Annotated in this window: 19 protein-coding genes; 12 read left to right on the forward strand and 7 right to left on the reverse strand. The window is 69.6% G+C overall.

The features are described 5' to 3' along the window. The first annotated feature begins 57 nt into the window (after positions 1-57). The 6 genes from ISU10_RS10440 (at position 58) to ISU10_RS10465 (ending at position 7,824) form a co-directional block, all read left to right on the forward strand. Positions 58-1,707 (forward strand): L-aspartate oxidase, encoded by a 1,650-nt coding sequence (locus tag ISU10_RS10440; RefSeq protein WP_194696339.1) that lies wholly within the window; start codon positions 58-60, stop codon positions 1,705-1,707. After that, complete coding sequence (gene nadC, locus ISU10_RS10445) at positions 1,704-2,600, forward strand: carboxylating nicotinate-nucleotide diphosphorylase (protein WP_194696340.1); 897 nt, start codon at positions 1,704-1,706, stop codon at positions 2,598-2,600. Before ISU10_RS10440 ends, nadC begins: the two co-directional genes overlap by 4 nt. Then, positions 2,600-3,373, forward strand: a complete 774-nt coding sequence (locus tag ISU10_RS10450) for a type III pantothenate kinase (RefSeq protein WP_194696341.1) — start codon at positions 2,600-2,602, stop codon at positions 3,371-3,373. The genes nadC and ISU10_RS10450 overlap by 1 nt, the downstream gene beginning before the upstream one ends. 111 nt (positions 3,374-3,484) lie before the next feature. Beyond that, on the forward strand, positions 3,485-3,808 hold the full coding sequence (locus ISU10_RS10455) for a histone-like nucleoid-structuring protein Lsr2 (RefSeq protein WP_194696342.1): 324 nt from the start codon (positions 3,485-3,487) through the stop codon (positions 3,806-3,808). A 312-nt stretch (positions 3,809-4,120) separates the two neighbouring features. Beyond that, the gene (locus ISU10_RS10460; RefSeq protein WP_228500491.1) at positions 4,121-6,721 is read left to right on the forward strand and encodes an ATP-dependent Clp protease ATP-binding subunit; all 2,601 of its coding nucleotides are present in this window, start codon (positions 4,121-4,123) and stop codon (positions 6,719-6,721) included. A 35-nt stretch (positions 6,722-6,756) separates the two neighbouring features. Then, on the forward strand, positions 6,757-7,824 hold the full coding sequence (locus ISU10_RS10465; RefSeq protein WP_194696343.1) for a glycosyltransferase family protein: 1,068 nt from the start codon (positions 6,757-6,759) through the stop codon (positions 7,822-7,824). Between the two features lie 63 nt (positions 7,825-7,887). Here ISU10_RS10465 and ISU10_RS10470 read toward each other — a convergent pair whose 3' ends face one another. After that, complete coding sequence (locus tag ISU10_RS10470; RefSeq protein ID WP_194696344.1) at positions 7,888-8,754, reverse strand: HhH-GPD family protein; 867 nt, start codon at positions 8,752-8,754, stop codon at positions 7,888-7,890. Positions 8,755-8,822: 68 nt separating this feature from the next. On the opposite strand from ISU10_RS10470, the gene ISU10_RS10475 reads away from it, so the two are divergent. Then, positions 8,823-9,587: a hypothetical protein gene (locus ISU10_RS10475; RefSeq protein ID WP_194696345.1), complete on the forward strand. Its 765-nt coding sequence runs from the start codon at positions 8,823-8,825 to the stop codon at positions 9,585-9,587. An 87-nt stretch (positions 9,588-9,674) separates the two neighbouring features. On the opposite strand, the gene disA is transcribed toward ISU10_RS10475, so the two are convergent. Together disA and radA are read right to left on the reverse strand one after the other, a co-directional pair. Further along, positions 9,675-10,754, reverse strand: a complete 1,080-nt coding sequence (gene disA / locus ISU10_RS10480) for a DNA integrity scanning diadenylate cyclase DisA (protein WP_194696346.1) — start codon at positions 10,752-10,754, stop codon at positions 9,675-9,677. A 27-nt stretch (positions 10,755-10,781) separates the two neighbouring features. Further along, positions 10,782-12,188 carry a DNA repair protein RadA gene (gene radA / locus ISU10_RS10485; RefSeq protein WP_194696347.1) on the reverse strand — a complete coding sequence of 469 codons (1,407 nt, stop codon included), beginning with the start codon at positions 12,186-12,188 and terminating at the stop codon, positions 10,782-10,784. A gap of 152 nt (positions 12,189-12,340) precedes the next feature. On the opposite strand from radA, the gene ISU10_RS10490 reads away from it, so the two are divergent. Further along, entirely contained in the window at positions 12,341-13,366 is a 1,026-nt protein-coding gene (locus ISU10_RS10490; protein ID WP_370865121.1) for a LacI family DNA-binding transcriptional regulator, read from the forward strand. A gap of 59 nt (positions 13,367-13,425) precedes the next feature. On the opposite strand, the gene ISU10_RS10495 is transcribed toward ISU10_RS10490, so the two are convergent. The 3 genes from ISU10_RS10495 to ISU10_RS10505 form a co-directional block, all read right to left on the reverse strand. Continuing rightward, positions 13,426-14,025 (reverse strand): class I SAM-dependent methyltransferase, encoded by a 600-nt coding sequence (locus ISU10_RS10495; RefSeq protein ID WP_228500458.1) that lies wholly within the window; start codon positions 14,023-14,025, stop codon positions 13,426-13,428. 104 nt (positions 14,026-14,129) lie between these two features. After that, the gene (locus ISU10_RS10500) at positions 14,130-14,768 is read right to left on the reverse strand and encodes a VOC family protein (RefSeq protein WP_194696348.1); all 639 of its coding nucleotides are present in this window, start codon (positions 14,766-14,768) and stop codon (positions 14,130-14,132) included. Positions 14,769-14,917: 149 nt separating this feature from the next. Then, positions 14,918-15,679, reverse strand: a complete 762-nt coding sequence (locus ISU10_RS10505) for a DUF3109 family protein (protein ID WP_194696349.1) — start codon at positions 15,677-15,679, stop codon at positions 14,918-14,920. A gap of 57 nt (positions 15,680-15,736) precedes the next feature. Between ISU10_RS10505 and ISU10_RS10510 the strand changes: the two genes are divergently transcribed. The 4 genes from ISU10_RS10510 to ISU10_RS10525 all read left to right on the forward strand — a co-directional run bounded on the left by ISU10_RS10510 (position 15,737) and on the right by ISU10_RS10525 (position 19,018). After that, positions 15,737-16,696: a Ppx/GppA family phosphatase gene (locus ISU10_RS10510; RefSeq protein ID WP_194696350.1), complete on the forward strand. Its 960-nt coding sequence runs from the start codon at positions 15,737-15,739 to the stop codon at positions 16,694-16,696. A gap of 5 nt (positions 16,697-16,701) precedes the next feature. Beyond that, positions 16,702-17,520, forward strand: a complete 819-nt coding sequence (locus ISU10_RS10515) for a sugar phosphate isomerase/epimerase family protein (protein ID WP_370865123.1) — start codon at positions 16,702-16,704, stop codon at positions 17,518-17,520. After that, positions 17,513-18,118, forward strand: coding sequence for a TetR/AcrR family transcriptional regulator (locus tag ISU10_RS10520; protein ID WP_194696351.1), 606 nt, complete (start codon positions 17,513-17,515; stop codon positions 18,116-18,118). The genes ISU10_RS10515 and ISU10_RS10520 overlap by 8 nt, the downstream gene beginning before the upstream one ends. A gap of 93 nt (positions 18,119-18,211) precedes the next feature. After that, positions 18,212-19,018 carry a DUF6299 family protein gene (locus tag ISU10_RS10525; RefSeq protein WP_194696352.1) on the forward strand — a complete coding sequence of 269 codons (807 nt, stop codon included), beginning with the start codon at positions 18,212-18,214 and terminating at the stop codon, positions 19,016-19,018. Positions 19,019-19,078: 60 nt separating this feature from the next. On the opposite strand, the gene ISU10_RS10530 is transcribed toward ISU10_RS10525, so the two are convergent. Continuing rightward, entirely contained in the window at positions 19,079-19,855 is a 777-nt protein-coding gene (locus ISU10_RS10530) for a PKD domain-containing protein (RefSeq protein ID WP_194696353.1), read from the reverse strand. Positions 19,856-19,871: the final 16 nt, after the last annotated feature.

Raw genomic sequence — 19,871 nt, forward strand, 5'->3', positions numbered from 1 at the left:
CCGCACGGGACTACCCGCCCGCGGGCGGTCCACCACACCGGGCACTAGCCTCTCGTCATGCTTCCCGGCCGGCTGCTGGCTCCCGCACCTGGGTGGACGACGACGTGCGATGTCGTGGTCGTGGGCTCGGGCATCGCCGGGCTGACGGCGGCGCTGCGGCTCAAGGACCGGGTGGGCAGGGTCTTGGTGGTCACCAAGGACGTGCTCAACGCCGGGTCGACGCAGTGGGCCCAGGGTGGCATCGCGGCCGCACTCGGACCTGGCGACACCCCCGAGCAGCACGAGCGCGACACCCTGGTCGCGGGGGCCGGCGCGTGCGACGAGGAGGCCGTACGCGTGCTGGTCACCGATGGTCCGGCCGCCGTACGTGAGCTGATCGGCCTCGGCACCAACTTCGACCACGACTCCGCCGGTGACCTGAGCCTGACCCGCGAGGGCGGCCATCGCCGCGACCGCATCGCCCACGCGGGCGGCGACGCCACGGGAGCCGAGATCCAGCGGGCCTTGATCGCGGCCGTCCAGGCGGCGCCCGAGATCGAGGTCATCGAGCATGCCCTGGCGGTCGACCTCCTCCTCGATGCCAAGGGTGCGGTCGCCGGCTTGACCCTCCATGTGATGGGCGAGGGCCAGCGCGACGGCGTCGGCGGGGTCCAGGCCCGCGCTGTGGTGCTCGCCAGCGGCGGCCTCGGACAGGTGTTCTCGCAGACCACCAACCCAGCCGTGGCCACGGGCGACGGCACGGCACTCGCACTCCGCGCTGGTGCCGTCGTACGCGACCTGGAGTTCGTGCAGTTCCACCCGACCGTGATGTACCTCGGGCCCGACTCGCGCGGCCAGCAGCCGCTGATCTCCGAGGCGGTGCGCGGCGAGGGCGGCTTCCTGGTCGACTTCGAGGGCAACCGCTTCATGCAGGGCGTCCACGAGCTGGCCGACCTCGCCCCTCGTGACGTGGTCGCCAAGGCGATCACGCGGCGGATGCACGAGACCGGCCATCCGCACATGTGGCTCGACGCGCGCCACCTGGGTCTGGACTTCTGGGAGAAGCGGTTCCCCAACATCCTGGCCACCTGCCGCCACTACGGCGTCGACCCCGTCACCGACCTGATCCCGGTCGCGCCGGCCTGCCACTACGCCTCGGGCGGCGTGGCCACGGACCTCTGGGGACGTACGTCGGTGCCTGGGCTCTACGCGACCGGCGAGGTCGCCTGCTCGGGCGTACACGGCGCCAACCGGCTGGCGTCCAACTCGCTGCTCGAGGGTCTGGTGTTCTCCCGGCGCATCTCCGACGTTCTGCCCGATGAGCTGCCGGTGCAACGGATCCCGGCCCCCGACCGCCGTACGCCGGGGCTGGTCAGCGGCGACCTGCGCGACTCGCTCGAGGCCCTGATGACCGAGCGCGTGGGCGTGCTGCGCTCCGCCGCCGGGCTGGCCGAGGCCGGCGAGCGCCTCGAGGAGCTGGCCGCGCACACCACCGACCAGGCCGACCAGGCCGCCTGGGAGCTGACCAACCTCCTGACGATCAGCATCGCGATGTGCCAGGCCGCCGCGCTGCGCGAGGAGACCCGGGGCTCGCACTGGCGCGACGACTTCCCCGAGCGCGACGACGAGCACTTCGCCGGCCACCTCGACTCGGTCCTGGTGCGGGGCCGGGTGGAGGTCGGGTTCCAGCCGGCACCGCAGACAGACCCCTCCCTGGCGGCGACATGATCGACTTCGAGGACCTCCCGGTCTCGCTGCGAGCTGAGCTCGGCTCGGCCGGTCTCGACGCCGGCGACGTCTACCGCCACGTGGTCGAGGCGCTCGAGGAGGACCTGCCGACCGGCGTCGACGTCACGAGTGAGGCCACCATCGCAGCCGGGGCGCGTGCGGTCGCCGACTTCGGCGCCCGCAGCGCCGGTGTCGTCGCCGGCCTCGGAGTCGCCGAGCTGGCTCTCCGCGTGGTCGTGGGCGACGACCTGACCGTCGAGCACCGTGTCGCCGACGGCAGCCGCGTCGCCGCGGGAGAAGTGGTGATGCGAGTCGCCGGTCCGACCCGCGGCCTGCTGACCGCCGAGCGCACCGCGCTCAACCTGGCCTGCCACCTCTCCGGAGTCGCGACCGCGACCGCCTTGTGGGTCGAGGCGCTGGAGGGCACCCGTGCCCGCGTGCTCGACACCCGCAAGACGCTGCCCGGACTCCGCGCACTGCAGAAGTACGCCGTGCGGTGCGGCGGCGGGGTCAACCACAGGTTCTCGCTGGGTGACATGGCGATGGTCAAGGACAACCACGTCGTCGCGGCGGGTGGGGTGGTGCCGGCCTTCCACGCCGTGCGTGCCGCCTATCCCGACATCCCCGTCGAGGTCGAGGTGACCGATCTCGACCAGCTACGTGACCTCCTCGACGCCGGATGCGATCGGATCCTGCTCGACAACATGGACTCTGCGACGATGGCCGAGGCCGTGCGGATCACGGCCGGGCGCGCGAGCCTGGAGGCGTCCGGCGGACTGACCCTCGAGCGCGCCCGGGAGGTGGCCGTCACGGGCGTCGACTTCATCTCGGTCGGTGCGCTGACCCATTCGGTCACGGTCTTCGACATCGGCATGGATCTGCAGGATCTCTGATGACCCTGCTGGCCGCCGACATCGGTAACAGCTACACGGTGCTGGGGCTGGTAGCCGACGGCGATGTCAGCCACGACTGGCGCATTGCGACCGCGGCTCATCGCACCGCGGACGAATGGGCGGTGTTGTTGCGCGGTCTGCTCGGCGAGACGCTCGCCGATGTCGATGGCATCGCTGTCTGCGCGACCGTGCCGACCGTGCTCGCCGAATGGCGCACGATGTTGGCCAGCCATTTCTCCGACATCCCGCATGTCATCGTGCAATCGGGGGTGCGCACCGGTATCCCCGTGCTGACCGACAATCCACGTGAGGTCGGCAGCGACCGCATTGTCAACGCGCTCGCGGCGCTCACGACGTACGGCGGTCCCGCAATCGTGGTGGATTTCGGTGGCACGGCGACGACATTCGATGTCGTCAACCGCAACGGCCAGTACGTCGGTGGGGCCATCGCGCCCGGAATCGAGATCTCGCTCGACGCGCTGGCTCGCCAAGGTGCCCAGCTGCGGATGGTCGAGCTCGTCCGGCCCCGGTCCGTCATTGCCAAGAACACTGTCGAAGCCCTGCAGTCCGGAATGCTCTTCGGTGTCGCCAGCCAGGTCGAGGGCATCGTCGCGCGGATGATCGAGGAGCTCGGCGAAAGGCCGGCTGACGTGACCGTCATTGCCACCGGTTACCTCGCACCCGTGGTCGTCGAGGAGTGCAGGTGCTTCACCGAAAACGACAACTGGTTGACCATTCGCGGACTCGAACTGGTGTTTCGCCGAAACGCCTGAATTCATGCAGGAAACGGCCGAGGGAGTTGGCGGAATTGACCAGGACCGGGCTAATGTTCTCGTTTACGGGGACCAATCTGCCAATCCAGACATATTGAGGGAGCTCCACGCATGGCGCAAAAGGTCCACATCGTCCTCGAAGACGATCTTGACGGCAGTGCCGCCACCGAGACCGTTTCCTTCGGGCTCGACGGAAAGACCTATGAGATCGACCTGAACGACAAGAACGCCGCCAAGCTGCGCGACGCTCTGGCCGCCTATGTGGCCGCCGGTCGTTCGACGGGCGGTCGCCGCGGCGGCCGCAAGGCCACGACCACCAACCTGGGCCCGAGTGCCCGCGAGGTCCGCGACTGGGCCCGTTCCAACGGCCACGACGTTCCCGACCGAGGCCGGATCCCGGCCGACGTACGCGCTGCGTTCGAAGCTGCTCACTGATCCACCGACGAACACGGGGTCCCGACCGGGACCCCGTGTTCGTCATGTGGTGTCCGTCCGTTCCGGGTGAAGGCGTCCAGTCGCTGGGCCGGCTCCACGACGGTCGATCATCCTCACCCCTCACGACGGGTCGAGCCGGCCCGATGTGTCATCGCGACCCGACTTTGTTCGCTGTCAGCGGACCGACGTTTCTCGCAACGGGGAACGCGTAGGCTGTCAGCGGGGTTAGCAACCCCGTAGCCCCCGAGCTCCGGCGAAAAGACAGCCGGGGGTCGGGCCCGAGAGTTTCAGGGATTTTCAGGAGCGATGAGCATGTTCGAGCGGTTCACAGACCGAGCTCGCCGGGTGGTCGTGCTGGCCCAGGAAGAGGCCCGCATGCTCTCCCACAACTACATCGGCACCGAGCACATCCTGCTCGGTCTCATCCATGAGGGCGAGGGGGTCGCCGCCAAGGCGCTCGAGAGCCTCGACATCTCGCTGGAGGCCGTCCGCGCCCAGGTCGAGGAGATCATCGGCCAGGGGCAACAGGCGCCGAGCGGCCACATCCCGTTCACCCCGCGCGCCAAGAAGGTCCTCGAGCTGTCGCTGCGCGAGGCGCTGCAGCTGGGCCACTCCTACATCGGCACCGAGCACATCCTGCTCGGCCTGATCCGCGAGGGTGAAGGCGTCGCCGCACAGGTGCTGCAGAAGCTCGGCGCCGACCTCAACCGCGTGCGCCAGCAGGTCATCCAGCTGCTGTCGGGCTTCCAGGGCAAGGAGTCGGCGTCCTCTGGCGCGGCCGCCTCGGGTGCGGGCGGCGACGCGCCGTCGTCGTCGCTGGTGCTCGACCAGTTCGGCCGCAACCTCACGCAGGAGGCGCGAGAGTCCAAGCTCGACCCGGTCATCGGGCGTGAGCAGGAGATGGAACGCGTCATGCAGATCCTCTCCCGCCGCACGAAGAACAACCCGGTCCTGATCGGCGAGCCCGGCGTCGGCAAGACGACCATCGTCGAGGGCCTGGCCCAAGACATCGTGCGCGGCAACGTGCCCGAGACGCTCAAGGACAAGCAGATCTACACCCTCGATCTCGGCGCGCTGGTGGCCGGCAGCCGCTACCGCGGCGACTTCGAGGAGCGCTTGAAGAAGGTGCTCAAGGAGATTCGCAGCCGCGGCGACATCGTGCTGTTCATCGACGAGATCCACACCCTCGTCGGCGCGGGTGCCGCAGAGGGCGCCATCGACGCCGCCAGCATCCTCAAGCCGATGCTCGCCCGTGGCGAGCTCCAGACGATCGGTGCGACCACGCTCGACGAGTACCGCAAGTACCTCGAGAAGGACGCCGCTCTCGAGCGTCGCTTCCAGCCCATCCAGGTCGCCGAGCCGTCGATCGCCCACACCATCGAGATGCTCAAGGGTCTGCGCGACCGCTACGAGGCCCACCACCGCGTCACGATCACCGACGAGGCGCTGGTCTCCGCAGCCACGCTGGCCGACCGCTACATCTCCGACCGGTTCCTGCCCGACAAGGCCATCGACCTGATCGACGAGGCCGGCTCGCGGCTGCGCATCCGCCGGATGACCGCACCCGCCGACCTGCGCGAGTACGACGACAAGATCAGCGACGTCCGCCAGCGCAAGGAGGCCGCGATCGACGGCCAGGACTTCGAGGCGGCTGCGCGTCTGCGTGACGAGGAGAAGCAGCTGATCCTCAAGAAGGCCGACCGCGAGAAGCAGTGGCGCGCGGGCGACATGGACGAGGTGGCCGAGGTCGACGAGGAGTTGATCGCCGAGGTGCTCGCCGTGGCGACCGGCATCCCGATCGTCAAGCTCAGCGAGGAGGAGTCGACCCGTCTGCTCAAGATGGAGGACGAGCTCCACAAGCGCGTGATCGGCCAGGAGGAGGCCGTCAAGGCGCTCAGCCGGGCCATCCGTCGTACTCGTGCCGGCCTGAAGGACCCCAAGCGACCCGGCGGCTCGTTCATCTTCGCCGGTCCCTCCGGCGTCGGTAAGACCTGGCTGTCCAAGACGCTGGCGGAGTTCTTGTTCGGCGACGAGGACGCGCTCATCCAGCTCGACATGTCGGAGTTCAGCGAGAAGCACACCGTCTCGCGGCTCTTCGGCTCACCTCCCGGCTACGTCGGCTACGAAGAGGGCGGGCAGCTCACCGAGAAGGTGCGTCGCAAGCCGTTCTCCGTGGTGCTGTTCGACGAGGTCGAGAAGGCCCACCCCGACATCTTCAACAGCTTGTTGCAGATCCTCGAAGAGGGCCGGCTCACCGACTCCCAGGGTCGGGTCGTCGACTTCAAGAACACGGTGATCATCATGACCACCAACCTCGGCACCAAGGACATCTCCAAGGGCGTCAGCCTGGGCTTCAACCAGGGCAGCGACACCGCTGGGTCCTATGACCGGATGAAGGCCAAGGTCCAGGAGGAGCTCAAGCAGCACTTCCGGCCCGAGTTCCTCAACCGTGTCGACGAGATCATCGTGTTCCCGCCGCTGTCGCGTGAGCAGATCATCGCGATGGTCGACAACATGATCGCGGGCGTCGAGCTTCGCCTGAAGGACCGTGACATGAGCCTCGAGCTCACCCAGGCCGCCAAGGACCTGCTTGCCGAGCGTGGCTTCGACCCGGTGCTCGGTGCTCGCCCGCTGCGGCGCACGATCCAGCGCGAGATCGAGGACGTGCTCGCCGAGAAGATGCTCTACGGCGAGGTCGGCCCCGGCCAGATCGTGCTCGTGGACGCCGAGGGTGAGGGTCCGACCGGGACGTTCACGTTCAAGGGTCAGAAGGTCGGCGTGCTGCCGGACCTGCCGCCGTTCGAGACGGCCGACGTGGTGGCCGACCCCAGCCACGACGACCCGATCCGCGGCGAGGGCGAGGACGCCACTCCCGGCCCGACCGACATCGAGAAGTCGACCGGCACTGACTAGGGTCACTGCATGACATCACGCGAGGCCCCCGCTCGATGAGCGGGGGCCTCGTCGTTCTGGCCAGCACCGTCAAGGACACGCTGGCCAACGTCCAGCGCTATGTCGAGGGCAACCTGGCCGGTGGCGCCGACCACGTGGTGGTCTTCCTCGACGCGCCCGAGGACCCCGCGACGCCGGACATCCGTGCCTACCTCGCCGCTCACCCACACGCCACCGACGTGCTGTGCGACTCCTCGTGGTGGGTCGACAAGCGTCCCGAGCAGCTCAACACCCGCCAGCGGATCAACGCCAACGTGGTCAAGGCGCTGCTCTCGACGGTCTCCTGGGCAGACTGGGTCTTCCACGTCGACGGCGACGAGGTCGTGCAGATCTCGCGGCCGGCCCTGTCCTCCGTGCCGGCCTCGCAGCTGGCGGTGAACCTGGCGCCGCTCGAGGCGGTGTCCCGCAAGCAGTGGGACGGCGACCCGACCTGGTTCAAACGGCTGCTCGAGCCCGAGGACCTGACCCTGCTCAAGACCCTCGGCGCGATCGAGCGACCGGCCAACGGCGCGCTGTTCCACGGCCACGTCGAGGGGAAGTCGGGACTGCGGCCCACCACCGATCTCTGGCTGGCGCTGCACCACGTGGTCGACGCCGACAAGCACGAGGTCGCGCCGTTCACGCACCCCGGCCTGCGCGTGCTGCACTACGAGTCGTACTCCGGTGAGGACTTCGTGCGGAAGTGGACCTCGATCCTGGCTGCCGGTCCGACTCCCGCCTTCCGGCCGGCCCGCGAGCCCACGGCCGTCGCCCTCCAAGCGCTGATCGGCAAGGGCCTGACACCCGAGCAGGCAGAGCCCTACTTGATGCGCATCTTCGAGCGCACCACCGAGGACGACTTCGACACCCTGCGCGACCTCGGCCTCCTCGAGCACATCGACCCCCGCGCGGGCACCCACCAGCCCGCCGACCTGCCCGACGGGTCCTTGGCGACCTTGCTCGACGCCGTACGCCCCGAGCCCAAGCGCCCCTTCCACCACGGCACCCCCGCCGACAAGGTACGCCGGATCCTCGACCGCATCGCCCCTGGTTCTGGCGGCCGCCGCGGCCTCCTTCGGCGCTGACCCGGGGTACTCCCGTGCGGTTAGCGGGTGAAATCGGCGATCTGACCCGTCAACTGCACGGGACTATCCCGGCAGCGCGTAACCCACGGCGGTCTCGACCAGGAGCCCGTCGGTCAGCAGGGACGTCAGGCAGCGAGCACGCTGGGCGTCGTCCGACCAGGCACGGTCCAGGCGCGAGCTGGGCACCGGATCAGGCGACTCACGTACGACGGCCATCAGGCGGCCTCGGCACTGACGATCCGTACCTGCCCAGGTCTGCGCCTTGCGGGGCGCACCGTCGTACGCCGGGTAGCCGGCGGCGCGCCACGCACACTGGTCGGCGACGGGGCAGCCGCTGCACGTCGGCTTGGCGGCCGTGCAGACCAGGGCCCCGAGCTCCATCAGTGCGATCGACCAGGTGGCGGCTTCGGCATCGTCCTGCGGGAGCAGGTCCTCCGCGCGCCGGCGCTCTGCTGAGGTGACGGCAACGGGTGGGAGCTCGTCGCCGACGACGAGGCGGGCGAGCACGCGCCGTACGTTCGTGTCGAGTACTGCGTGGCGCTCGCCGTACCCGAACACCGCGATCGCGGCGGCGGTGTACGGACCGACACCGGGCAAGCCGACCAGGTCGTCGTACGACGAGGGCACCTGGCCGTCGTACGCCTCGACGATCACGGTGGCGGCCGCGTGCAGCCGCAGGGCGCGGCGTGGGTAGCCGAGGCGACCCCACGCTCGGACGGCCTCACCACTGGGTGCGGCGGCGAGGGCCGCGGGCGTCGGCCACGATTCCATCCAGAGGCGGTGGACCGGCTCGACCCGGGCCACGGGCGTCTGCTGGAGCATGAACTCCGAGACCATCACCGACCACGGCGTCGCGTGCTCGCCGCGCCAGGGCAGCTCGCGGGCGTGGGCGTCGTACCACGCGAGCATGGGGGCAACCAGGTCGTTCATCGTCGGCGATCGTAGGTGGGCCGGTGTGGCAACCCGGCGCGAGCCCCCCGGCTGTCTAGCGTCGTCGCATGGTCCAGCCGCGCCGACCTCGGCGTCCGCCTGCGCGGGTGTTCTGGGTACGCCGCGTCGCGGTCCTGGGCACCGCCTCCTTGATGGTGTTCGCCCTCGGGCGGCTCCTGGTGGGATCCAGCGACGGCGCGGACTCGGGCCCGGCAGGTGCTGGCGCGGTGCAGGCAGCCGCTACGCAGACGGCCCCGGCCAGCTCGAGCGGGCCTGAGATCCAGCTGCCGCGAGGTACGAAGAAGCCGCGCAAGTCACGCGTGCCGAAGCCGTCGGTGACGCCCCTGGCCCAGCCCGATGGCCCGTGCGTGCCCGAGGACGTGGTCGTCACCCCGGAGGTACGTGACCCGATCGGCGGCGGCGACGTCGTGATCGCGCTCCTGCTGCGAACCCTGCAGTCCCCGGCGTGCACCTTCGACGTGTCGGCACGTAGCGTGACGCTGACCATCAGCTCCGGCAACGACTTCATCTGGGCGAGCCGTCAGTGCCCGGGCGCGGTGCCGACCACCAGCGTCGTCGCCCGCAAGGACGTGGCGACCTACGTCTACGTCACCTGGAACGCCAAGCGCTCGGACGAGAGCTGCTCGCGGCTGACCGAGTGGGCGATGCCCGGCTGGTACCACGTGCGCGTCGCAGTCCTCGGCGGCGAACCCGCCGACGAGCAGTTCGAGCTGGCCGCTCCCACTCCGGCAACCATCACCAAGACCGTCACCCCCAAGCCCTCCCCGACCCCCACCAAGCAGACCAAGAAGCCGAAGCCCGACCTGCGGTAGGCCCGGTTGGTTTCCCCGGACATCCGGGGAAACCGACGCAGGTCAGGGAGAACTTCACCTGACATGCGACAGGAAGGCCTGACCGCTCTAGACGTACCGCTCCAGGATCGTCGACTCCGCCAGGCGTGAGAGACCCTCGCGTACGGAGCGGGCACGCAGCTCACCGACGCCGTCGACAGCCTGCAGGTCATCGACGCCGGCCGAGAGCAGCTTCTGCAGGGTCGAGAAGTGCTCGACCAGCCGGTCGACCACGGGCGTGGGCAGTCGGGGCACCTTGGCCAGCAGGCGGTAGCCGCGGGGTGCGACCGCGCCGTCGAGGTGCTCGCCGAGGCCCAGCGCCTTGGCGACGGCCAGCGGGTCGACGAGGTCGGTGGGCGACAGCGACTCCAGCAGCGCGAGCAACGCCTCGGGGCTGCGCGCGCGACGCCCGGTCGGCACGTAGTCGCGGATGACCAGCTCGCGGTCGGCGTCGACCCCGGTGACCAGCTCCTCGAGCTGGAGGGAGAGCAGGCGACCGTCGGTGCCGAGCTCGAGCACGTAGTCCTCGATCTCGCGGGCGATCCGGATCACCATCTCGAGCCGCTGGGCGACGACGGCGACGTCTCGCACGGTGACGAGGTCCTCGATCTCGAGGGCCGACAACGTGCTGGAGACCTCGTCGAGCCGCAGCTTGTAGCGCTCGAGCGTTGCCAACGCCTGGTTGGCGCGGGAGAGGATCTGGCCGGAGTCCTCGAGCACGTGGCGGGTGTCGCCGACGTAGGCCGCGATGATCTGCATTGACTGCGACACCGAGATGACCGGGTAGCCGGTCTGCTTGGCAACGCGGTCGGCGGTGCGGTGGCGCGTGCCGGTCTCCTCGGAGGGGATCCGCTGGTCGGGCATCAGGTGTACGGCGGCGCGCAGGATCCGGGTGAGGTCCTTGTCGACGATGATCGCGCCGTCCATCTTGGCCAGCTCGCGCAGACCGGTCGCGGTGAACGGGACGTCGAGCACGAACCCGCCCGTCGCGATCGACTCGACGGTGCGGTCGTTGCCCAGCACGATCAGCGCGCCGGTGCGGCCGCGCAGGATGCGTTCGAGTCCGTCACGCAGGGGAGTGCCGGGAGCGATCAGCGCCAGCGCCGTGCGCAAGCGCAGGACGTCGTCGGTGCGTTCGATGCCGGCCACGGCGGGAGTCTAGGGCGAAGGCGGAGGTCAGACCGCTTCTGCGGTGGTGTCGCGGATGACACCGAGCAACCGGAGGGCCGAGGCCACGTCGGACACCTCGATCACCCGCATGCCGTCGACGACGCGTGGGACGGCGCTGACCGGCCGCTCGGCATCCTCGCGCCGCTCGGCAGGCACGACGGCGACGGCGAACCCGAGCCGGGCGGCCTCGGCGATGCGCTGCGGCAGGTCACGGACGCGTCGTAGCTCCCCCGCGAGCCCGATCTCGCCCATCGCGACCACGCCGAGCGGGGCCGGCATGTCGCGGGTGGCCGAGGCCAGCGCCACCGCCACAGCGAGGTCGCTGGCCGGCTCGGTCACCCGGGCGCCCCCCACGGTCGAGGCGAACACGTCATGGCTGTGGAGCCGCACGCCGCAGTGCTGGGCCAGCACAGCCAGCACCATGGCGACCCGGGAACCGTCGAGCCCCGACGTCGTGCGTCGCGGGCGCTCAGCGGCCGAGTGCGTCACCAGCCCCTGCACCTCGGCCAGCATCGGGCGCCGCCCCTCCATCGTCACCGCGACGCAGGTGCCGGCCACCTGGCGCCCGTGGTGCTCGACGAACAGGCCCGTGGGGTCGGTGACCGCCACGATGCCGGTGGCCGAGAGGTCGAAGCAGCCGACCTCGTCGACCGGACCGAAGCGGTTCTTCATCGCGCGCACCATGCGAAAGCGCGAGTTGCGGTCGCCCTCGAAGTGGAGCACCACGTCCACGACGTGCTCCAGGACCCGGGGCCCGGCGATGGTGCCGTCCTTGGTGACGTGGCCGACGATGACCGTGGTGATGTTGCGGGTCTTGGCGACCCGGATCAGCGCGGCGGCCACCTCCTTGACGTGACTCACGCCGCCGGGGGCCGAGTCGAGGCCGGGCGCCGAGATGGTCTGGATCGAGTCGACGACCAGCAGGGCCGGCCGGACCTCCTCGATGTGGGTCAGCACGGCCCCGAGGTCGGTCTCGGCGGCGAGGTAGAGCTCGTCGTGGACGCCGCCGGTGCGATCGGCCCGCAAGCGGACCTGGGACGCGGACTCCTCGCCGGTGACGTAGAGAGTGCGGCGGTGCACCCGTGCGGTCTGGGCCGCCACCTCGAGGAGCAGGGTGCTCTTGCCGACTCCGGGCTCGCCGGCCAGCAGGATCGCGGCTCCTGGGACCAGGCCGCCGCCGAGCACCCGGTCGAGCTCGGGCACCCCGCTGGACCTGAACGTCGACTCGCTGACGTCGACCTGGCCGATGGGCACCGCAGGAGTGGTGACGGCTGTCGCGGTCGCCCTCATCGTCGGCGCCGAGGCCTCCACGATCGATCCCCACGCCTGGCACTCACCGCAGCGACCGACCCACTTGGCGGTCTCCCAGCCGCACTCGGTGCAGCGGTGGGCGGGTCGGGGGCTCTTCGACATGACGGTCACGCTAGGCGAGGCCGCCGACATCGCCCGGCCGCCGCGCTGCAGCCTGTGGAGGAGGTGGCACCGCGCGTCGCCGTACCCCTCACTTATGCTGACCCCGCGCACTTGGATCGATCAATGCGGGCCATGCCGTGGGGAGGTGCGAGGTGACCATCCGTTATCCCGTCGCCCCGCCGACCCTGGCCGATGTCGCCGAGCGGGCGGGGGTCTCGCGCCAGACGGTCTCCAACGCGATCAACAACCCCGACCTCCTGCGGGCCGACACCCTGGCCCGCGTGCAGGAGGCCATCGAGGAGCTGGGCTACTCGCCCAACCGCGCAGCGCGCAACCTCCGCACGCGCTCCTCCCACCTGATCGGCCTGAAGTTCCAGCCGGCCCAGGAGGGCACGGCCAACGCGGCCATGGACCGCTTCGTCCACTCGCTCGTCGAGACAGCGGGGGGCGCCGGCTACCACATCCTGCTGTTCGCCGTCGGTGAGGACGAGGACCACCTGCGTGGGTACGACGACCTGCTGCGGGCCACGGCCGTCGACGCCTTCATCGTGACCGACACCTACCTCGGCAACCCGCAGGCCGCGTGGCTGCGGCAGCGTCGTGCGCCGTTCGTGTCGTTCGGCCGACCGTGGGACGACGATGCCGCCGACCACCCGTGGGTCGACGTCGACGGGGCGGCCGGCGTCGACCTGGCCACGACCCACCTACTCGACCGTGGCCACCAGCGGATCGCCTGGATCGGCTGGCACAAGGATTCGCGCATCGGCGAGGACCGTCGCTCCGGCTGGACGCGTGCCATGCACGGCCGCAACCTGTCCACCACGGGCCTCGCCTCACGCACCGAGGACACCGTCTCGTCGGGCCACGACGCCGCCGCCGTGCTCCTCGACGAGGCGCAGCCCTCGGCCTTCGTCTGCGCGTCCGACACCTTGGCCATGGGGGTCCTGCACACCCTGCGCGACCGTGGACTCACCCCGGGTCACGACGTCTCGGTCATCGGCTTCGACGACTCCCAGGTCGCCCAGGTCATCAACCCGGGCCTGACCTCCGTGCGTCAGCCCCTCGAGGAGGTCGCGGTCGAGATCGTGCGCGCGCTCGAAGGCCTCCTGAGCACTCCCGCCGTCGTCTCGCCTGGTGTCCTGCTGACCCCGACCCTTGCGGTTCGCGAGACGGGCTGAACGCAACGTCATACGTTCTGGTCGCTATGGCGACCACTTCGGATGACGTCCGGCGAGGCCTACCAGTCGCGCGACCAGACGTTGACGGCGTAGTCGACCTCGGTGCCGCCACCGTTGGCACGGTGGTCGGCCAGCACCTTCTCGGCCGTCTCCGGGTCGAACTCGATCCGCACCACGGACTCCAGGTCGGACTCGGTGCCGAACGACCAGCGGGTCGTGACCGGGGTGCGGGTCCAGCCGTGGCGCGCCCAGAACCTCTCGACCGCAGCCGCGTCGATCTTGGGGTAGCCCCACCCGAACCACCTGCCGAACGTAGAGGCGCTGGCGTCGTTGTCGATCACGAAGGCCGTTGCGCCCCGACGTACGACGCGGTCGAGTTCGCGCAGTCCGGGCTCTGAGCCGGGCCCGAAGAAGTAGGCCCAGCGCACGTGGACGACGTCGACCGACGCGTCGGGGAGCGGGAGCTGCTGCGCGGTGCCGGCGAGCACCGAGATCTGCGAGAGCGCAGAGGTACGTCGGCGGGCCAGCGTCACCAGCCTGGGATGAGGTTCGACGCCGACGACGCGCGACGCCGTACGTGCGAAGTACGGCAGGTGGTACCCGGAGCCGCACCCGAGGTCGAGCACGACGCGATCCGCCCAGGAAGCCTTTGCTGCCATGGCCGCGAACACCAACCCGTCGGGGTCGAACGCGTGGTTCTCGACCTCGTAGGTGGCGGGGTGCTCCCAGATGTTCGGGCTGGGGACGACTCCGCGAGGGAGCTTCAGATGCGCACCAGACCGTTGGCCGTCTGGAACTGCGCCGCCATGATCCCCGGAGTGCCGTTGGGCGCGGCCCACTCGACCTTGACGTCCTCGAGGGGCGCCTCGACGGTCTCGCCGAGCCACTCACTGACCCGCTGCGGGTCGCCGGCGATCTCCAGGCAGGCAAGTGAGAGGTCGCCGTCGGCACCGGTGGAGGGGTGCAGGGAGTCGGGAATCGACCACTCGATGAAGAACGGCAGCTGCGGGTCGGAGATCAGGCCGTTGACGCCGATCTGCTTCCAGGTCAGCTCGGTGCCGTCGGGGAGGTAGCGGTTGCCGAGGGCCGACTCACGCCCCAGGCGGCGCTCGACGGTCTCGATGTCGTCGACCGCCACGACCCAGCCGAGCCAGCCGCCGCCGAGCGCCGAACGAGCCCGCACGGCCTGGCCGAACGGGGCCTTGTCGGACGCCGGGTGGTCGAGTACCTCGACGACCTCGAGGTAGGTGTGGTCGGCCAGCGGCAGGATCATGTTGCGAGTCCCGAACCGCGGGTGCATGCCCCCATCGGTGAACGACTTCCCGAGTAGTCCCCCGATGCGCTGGGCTGTTCCGGCGAGGCCGTCGGGTCCGGCGGCATACGAGAGGTGGTCCAAGCGCATGCCGGTCATTCTCACCTCTGGCCACATCGCGCCGGACACGGGGTCGGGTTCTCTTGATGTCGAGCCATCGGTTGGTTGATCCTCACAACCGCTCAACAGAGCCTGAACCCGGCCTTGTCAAGCCTGTCAGTGACGCGCGTCAGCCAGGGTCAGCGAGGGTCAGCCGGGTGGATCGCCAGCGCCGACCGCGAGCGCAGGTGGGCCTCGCAGTGCCGCACCAGCTCGGCGTACGCCGCGCTTCCCATCAGCTCGGTCAGCTCCGGTGCGTTGGTGACGTAGAGCGGCTCGACCCCGACATGGGCCTCGGTGTTTCCCGAGCAGTACCAGTCGAGGTCGTGGCCCCCCGGGCCCCAGCCGCGCCTGTCGTACTCGCCGATGCTGATCTCGGTGTAGGACGTCTCGTCCTGTCGCTCGACGGTGCGGAAGGTACGTCGGATCGGCAGCTGCCAGCACACGTCGGGCTTGGTCTCCAGGGGATGCCGCCCCTGCTGGAGTGCCAGTGCGTGCAGGGCGCAGCCGGCGCCGAGGGGGAAGTCGCGCCTGTTGTGGAAGATGCACGCCGACTGGCCGTCGACCTCGATCACCGGAGTCTTGTTGGCGCCGTCGTCGTCCTTGGTGATCCAGTGCTTCTTGCGCACCTTGCCCCCGGGGTGGAACTGCCACACCTGCGGCGTCAGCTGGTCGACGTACGCCTCGACGCGCTTCTCGTCCTCCTTGTCGGCGAAGTGCGCACCCAGCGTGCAGCAGCCCGTGTCGGGCGACTCCTGGTAGATGCCCTGGCAGCCTTGACCGAAGATGCACAAGAAGTTGGAGGTCAGCCAGGTCAGGTCGCACTTGAAGACCTGGTCGGCGTCGGCCGGGTCGACGAACTCGACGAAAGCTCGCGGAAACACCAGATCGACCTCGGGCACTGGCCAAGCCTACGAGGCGCCCCCCGACCTGCCCGAGGGCGCTCTATCGTTGGGGCCATGCGGCTGGGCGTCCTCGACATCGGCTCGAACACGGGGCATCTGTTGGTGTTCGACGCGCACGCCGGTGCCGCCCCGCTTCCCGCCTACTCCCACAAGGAGCCGCTGCGGCTGGCCGAGCACCTCGGCCACGACGGCAACATCACCGAGGAAGGTCGCGACAAGCTCACGGCGTTCGTCGAGTCGTCCGTGACCGTGGCCGAGGACAAGGGGTGCGAGGAGATCGTCGGGTTCGCCACGTCGGCGGTCCGCGATGCCGGCAACAGCCAGCAGGTACTCGACCACGTCGACGAGAAGTCCGGCGTCCGCATCGAGGTGCTGTCGGGCGAGGACGAGGCGAGGCTGACGTTCCTGGCCGTACGCCGGTGGTTCGGCTGGTCGGCCGGGCGTCTGTCGGTCTTCGACATCGGCGGCGGCTCGCTCGAGCTCGCGGGTGGCGCCGACGAGGCCCCCGACGTGGCGTACTCCGTGCCGCTGGGCGCCGCACGTCTGGCCCGCGAGTACTTCGCCAACGGCCATCCGGGGGAGGAGGACCTTCGCCTGCTGCGCAAGAGGATCCGCGCCGAGATCGCGCGCGACGCAGGCCAGCTCATCCGAGCAGGCCGGCCCGACAAGGCGGCCGCGACGTCCAAGACGTTCCGTTCGCTGGCCCGCATCTGCGGCGCGGCGGCCGCCGGGGACGGGGCGCTGGTTCCGCGGATCCTGCCGATGAAGGAGCTGGTCTACTGGATCCCGCTGCTGGTCTCGATGGACCGCGAGGAGCTGTCCGTCCTGCCTGGCGTGTCCCCGTCGCGCACCCACCAGATCGTCCCGGGTGCCCTCGTCGCCGAGGCGTGCATGGACATCTTCGGGCTCGACGAGCTCGAGATCTGCCCCTGGGCCTTGCGCGAGGGCGTCATCCTCGAGCGCATCGACAAGATCGCGCTCGTCGACGGATCCCTTACGGGCAGCGCCTCCTGAGCCTCGTGACCAGCACATCGGTGTCCATCGCCCTCTCCACCGCCTCCGTCTACCCGGAGTCGACGGCGCACGCCTTCGCCTACGGATCCAAGCTGGGCTACGACGGCATCGAGGTGATGGTCGGCATCGACGCCCTCAGCCAGCAGGTCTCCGCCGTCAAGCAGCTCAGCAACCACCACGAGCTGCCCATCGTCGCCGTCCACTCGCCGTGCCTGCTGTTCACGCAACGGGTCTGGGGCACCGAGCCCTGGGGGAAGCTCCAGCGCTCGGCCGACATGGCTCTGGAGGTCGGCGCCGAGGTGGTCGTCGTACACCCGCCATTTCGTTGGCAGCGCGAGTACGCCGCGACCTTCGTCGAGGGCATCGCCTCCCTGGAGCAGGAGACAGGGATCGCCTTCGCCGTCGAGAACATGTACCCCTGGCGGGCCTCCTCGCGCCGCCGGGCCGACCGCGGCGTGGAGATGTACGTGCCCGGCTGGGATCCCTCCGAGGAGTCCTACGCCAACCAGACGATCGACCTCTCCCATGCCGCGATCGCGCGCTCGGACGTGGTCGAGATGGCCCAGCGCATGGGCTCGCGGCTGCGTCACGTGCACCTGACCGACGGGTCGGGCTCGGCCAAGGACGAGCACCTCGTGCCCGGTCGGGGCGCGATGGATGCGGCGGGGTTCCTCCACCATGTGGCGGCTGCCGGCTTCGGTGGCCACATCGTGCTCGAGATCAACACCCGCAAGAGCGCCAACCGCGAGGAGCGCGAGCGCGACCTCGTCGAGTCGCTGGAGTTCGCGCGCGAGCACTTCGTCGTACCCTCCGCCCATGGCTGAGCAGGCAGCCCCCGGCTCCCCGCGCGGTCGCCGCAAGGGATCCCCGGACACCCGCTCCGCCATCCTCGCGGCGGCCCGCTCATCGTTCGCCGAGTTGGGCTTCGCGGGTACGACGATCCGCGCCGTCGCCGCGTCGGCCGGCGTCGACGCGGCGTTGGTACACCACTACTTCGGCACCAAGGACGAGCTCTTCCTCGCGGCGCTCGAGCTGCCCGTCGACCCGCGCAAGCTGATGGGCCCGGCCATCGCTGGTCCGATCGAGCAGGCAGCAGAGCGGTTCCTGGGGATCTTCCTGTCCGTCTGGGACGACCCCGACCTGAGCCCCTCGTTGATCGCCGTCGCACGCGGGATCATGGACCCCGCTGGCAGCCGCCTCCTGACCGAGGGTGTGCTGCCCGTCGTCATCGAGCCCATCGGGGCGGCTCTCGGCATCGATGACCCGCAACGCCGGATGTCACTGGTCGCCTCGCAGGTGATCGGGCTGATCCTGATGAGGTACGTGCTCGCCGTCGAGCCGCTCGCGTCGATGTCGCGCGAGCAGCTGATCACGATCTACGCGCCGACGCTGCAGCGGTACCTCACCGGCGACCTGCCGTAACCATCTGCGACCGCACGCAACCAGACCAGCGATCGCGGCGTCGTACGGGCATGACGGCGCTCGCAGGGGGTGCCATCGAGACGGGGGGTTCCCGTGAAATCCGTACGCATTCTCGCCGCTGCCGCATCCTTGGCTGCCTTGAGCCTGGTGGGGGTTGCGCCCGCTCAGGCCGCCGCGCCAGCCAATGACACGGCTGCCGGGGCAACCGCGATCAACGCGCTGCCGGCGACGTTCGAGCAGGACACCACCGAGGCCACGACCGACGTACTCGACGAGTCGCTGAACGCCGACTGCGGTGCTCCGTTCACCAACGCGAGCGTCTGGTTCACCTACACCGACACGGCCGGCACCGGCTTCGTGGCCGACATGTCGGCGTCCGACTACACCGGCGGCTTCATCGTCACCGAGGGCGATCCGGCCAACGGCACCGTGGTCGCCTGCGGGCCGACCTCCGTCGGCGTCCTGGGCGCGCCCGGTACGACGTACTACATCGTGGCCTTCTCCGACTCCGAGGTCGTGGGCGGCAACCTGTCGGTCACGTTCTCCGAGCTGCCACCCCCGCCCGAGTCCTCGCTGACGATCAACCCCAAGGGCAAGGCGTTCAAGGACGGGTCCGCGCTGCTGAGCGGGACCTACTCGTGCGTGAACGCCGATGGCTTCAACAGCGACATCGAGGGCTCGCTCGTCCAGAAGGTCGGGCGCGTGAAGATCACCGGCTACTTCTTCGCCTACCCGCTGGAGTGCGACGGCGACGTCCACACCTGGGAGGCCCTGGTCACCTCTGACAACGGCTTCTTCAGCGGTGGCAAGGCAGCCAACGTCAGCCTGATCTTTGCCTGCGGTCTCTTCGACTGCTCGGTCAACGAGGTGGACGCGACGGTTCAGCTGCGCCGGGGCTGATCTGACTGCTGAACGAATCGGAGGATCGCAGTCACCTGGTGGCTGCGATCCTCCGATTTGTCAGCCGACCAGGTGTGGGGTGGCGGTCAGGACCTGGAGCTGGGTCGGTGTGCCGGCGACGGTGAGGGTCTCGGGGATGTCTTGCCATTGGCCGCCGTTGACGCGGAAGCGGCCGTGGTACGTGACGTCGACGCTTGGCCGCACGGTGACCTCGGCCTTGCGGTAGGTGTGGGTGACGTCGAGGTTCGGGTACGGCGCCCCGGGGTCCGCGCCGCTCTGCTTCTCACCGTCTCCGAAGTGCCAGGTGTAGCTCACCGGGCTCGCCTCGATCTCCACCCGTTGGCCCAGCAGCGTGATGGTCTGGGTGTCCGGCTCGGTGGTGGTGGTGAAGAAGTTGGTTTTGAAGTTCACCAGCGTTCGGCCATCGGGTGGCTGGATGGAGAGGGTGGCTGCTGGCCAGGTCATCCGCTTCATCTCGTGGAGGACGCGGCCTGGGGTGATGACTTCGAAGCCGCCAGCGTCGCCGAGACATGTGGAAGCAACGGGCTCGAACGGTCCTTCGCCGATGCTGCGGAAGACCCAGTACCTGAAGGAATCCGGCGGGTTGAGGCAGGAGACCTGGCGAGTGGCGCAGATTTCCTCAGGGTGATCGGGTGCGGAGGCACAGATCGGACGCAGCATGTACTTCACGTTTGCAGGCGCAGACGCCCAAATGGCCCGCAACTCGTCACCCGCGACGAAGCAGCCAAGATAGCTTCCGTGCATGTCGGCGCCTCCCAGACAACCTGAGCTCGCCGATGCCGGTTGGCTCCAGCCCCATAGGATCGGGATGCTCATGGTGGAAAGCGTCATG

It is taken from the genome of Nocardioides agariphilus, from assembly GCF_015352445.1.
GTDB classification, from domain to species: domain Bacteria; phylum Actinomycetota; class Actinomycetes; order Propionibacteriales; family Nocardioidaceae; genus Nocardioides; species Nocardioides agariphilus.

Bases quoted from the DNA above. Each gene is read 5' to 3' on its own strand.
- ISU10_RS10440 (WP_194696339.1), top strand. From the start codon at position 58: ATGCTTCCCGGCCGGCTGCTGGCTCCCGCACCTGGGTGGACGACGACG.
- nadC (WP_194696340.1), top strand. From the start codon at position 1,704: ATGATCGACTTCGAGGACCTCCCGGTCTCGCTGCGAGCTGAGCTCGGC.
- ISU10_RS10450 (WP_194696341.1), top strand. From the start codon at position 2,600: ATGACCCTGCTGGCCGCCGACATCGGTAACAGCTACACGGTGCTGGGG.
- ISU10_RS10455 (WP_194696342.1), top strand. From the start codon at position 3,485: ATGGCGCAAAAGGTCCACATCGTCCTCGAAGACGATCTTGACGGCAGT.
- ISU10_RS10460 (WP_228500491.1), top strand. From the start codon at position 4,121: ATGTTCGAGCGGTTCACAGACCGAGCTCGCCGGGTGGTCGTGCTGGCC.
- ISU10_RS10465 (WP_194696343.1), top strand. From the start codon at position 6,757: ATGAGCGGGGGCCTCGTCGTTCTGGCCAGCACCGTCAAGGACACGCTG.
- ISU10_RS10470 (WP_194696344.1), bottom strand. From the start codon at position 8,754: ATGAACGACCTGGTTGCCCCCATGCTCGCGTGGTACGACGCCCACGCC.
- ISU10_RS10475 (WP_194696345.1), top strand. From the start codon at position 8,823: ATGGTCCAGCCGCGCCGACCTCGGCGTCCGCCTGCGCGGGTGTTCTGG.
- radA (WP_194696347.1), bottom strand. From the start codon at position 12,188: ATGTCGAAGAGCCCCCGACCCGCCCACCGCTGCACCGAGTGCGGCTGG.
- ISU10_RS10495 (WP_228500458.1), bottom strand. From the start codon at position 14,025: ATGGCAGCAAAGGCTTCCTGGGCGGATCGCGTCGTGCTCGACCTCGGG.
- ISU10_RS10500 (WP_194696348.1), bottom strand. From the start codon at position 14,768: ATGCGCTTGGACCACCTCTCGTATGCCGCCGGACCCGACGGCCTCGCC.
- ISU10_RS10510 (WP_194696350.1), top strand. From the start codon at position 15,737: ATGCGGCTGGGCGTCCTCGACATCGGCTCGAACACGGGGCATCTGTTG.
- ISU10_RS10520 (WP_194696351.1), top strand. From the start codon at position 17,513: ATGGCTGAGCAGGCAGCCCCCGGCTCCCCGCGCGGTCGCCGCAAGGGA.
- ISU10_RS10530 (WP_194696353.1), bottom strand. From the start codon at position 19,855: ATGAGCATCCCGATCCTATGGGGCTGGAGCCAACCGGCATCGGCGAGC.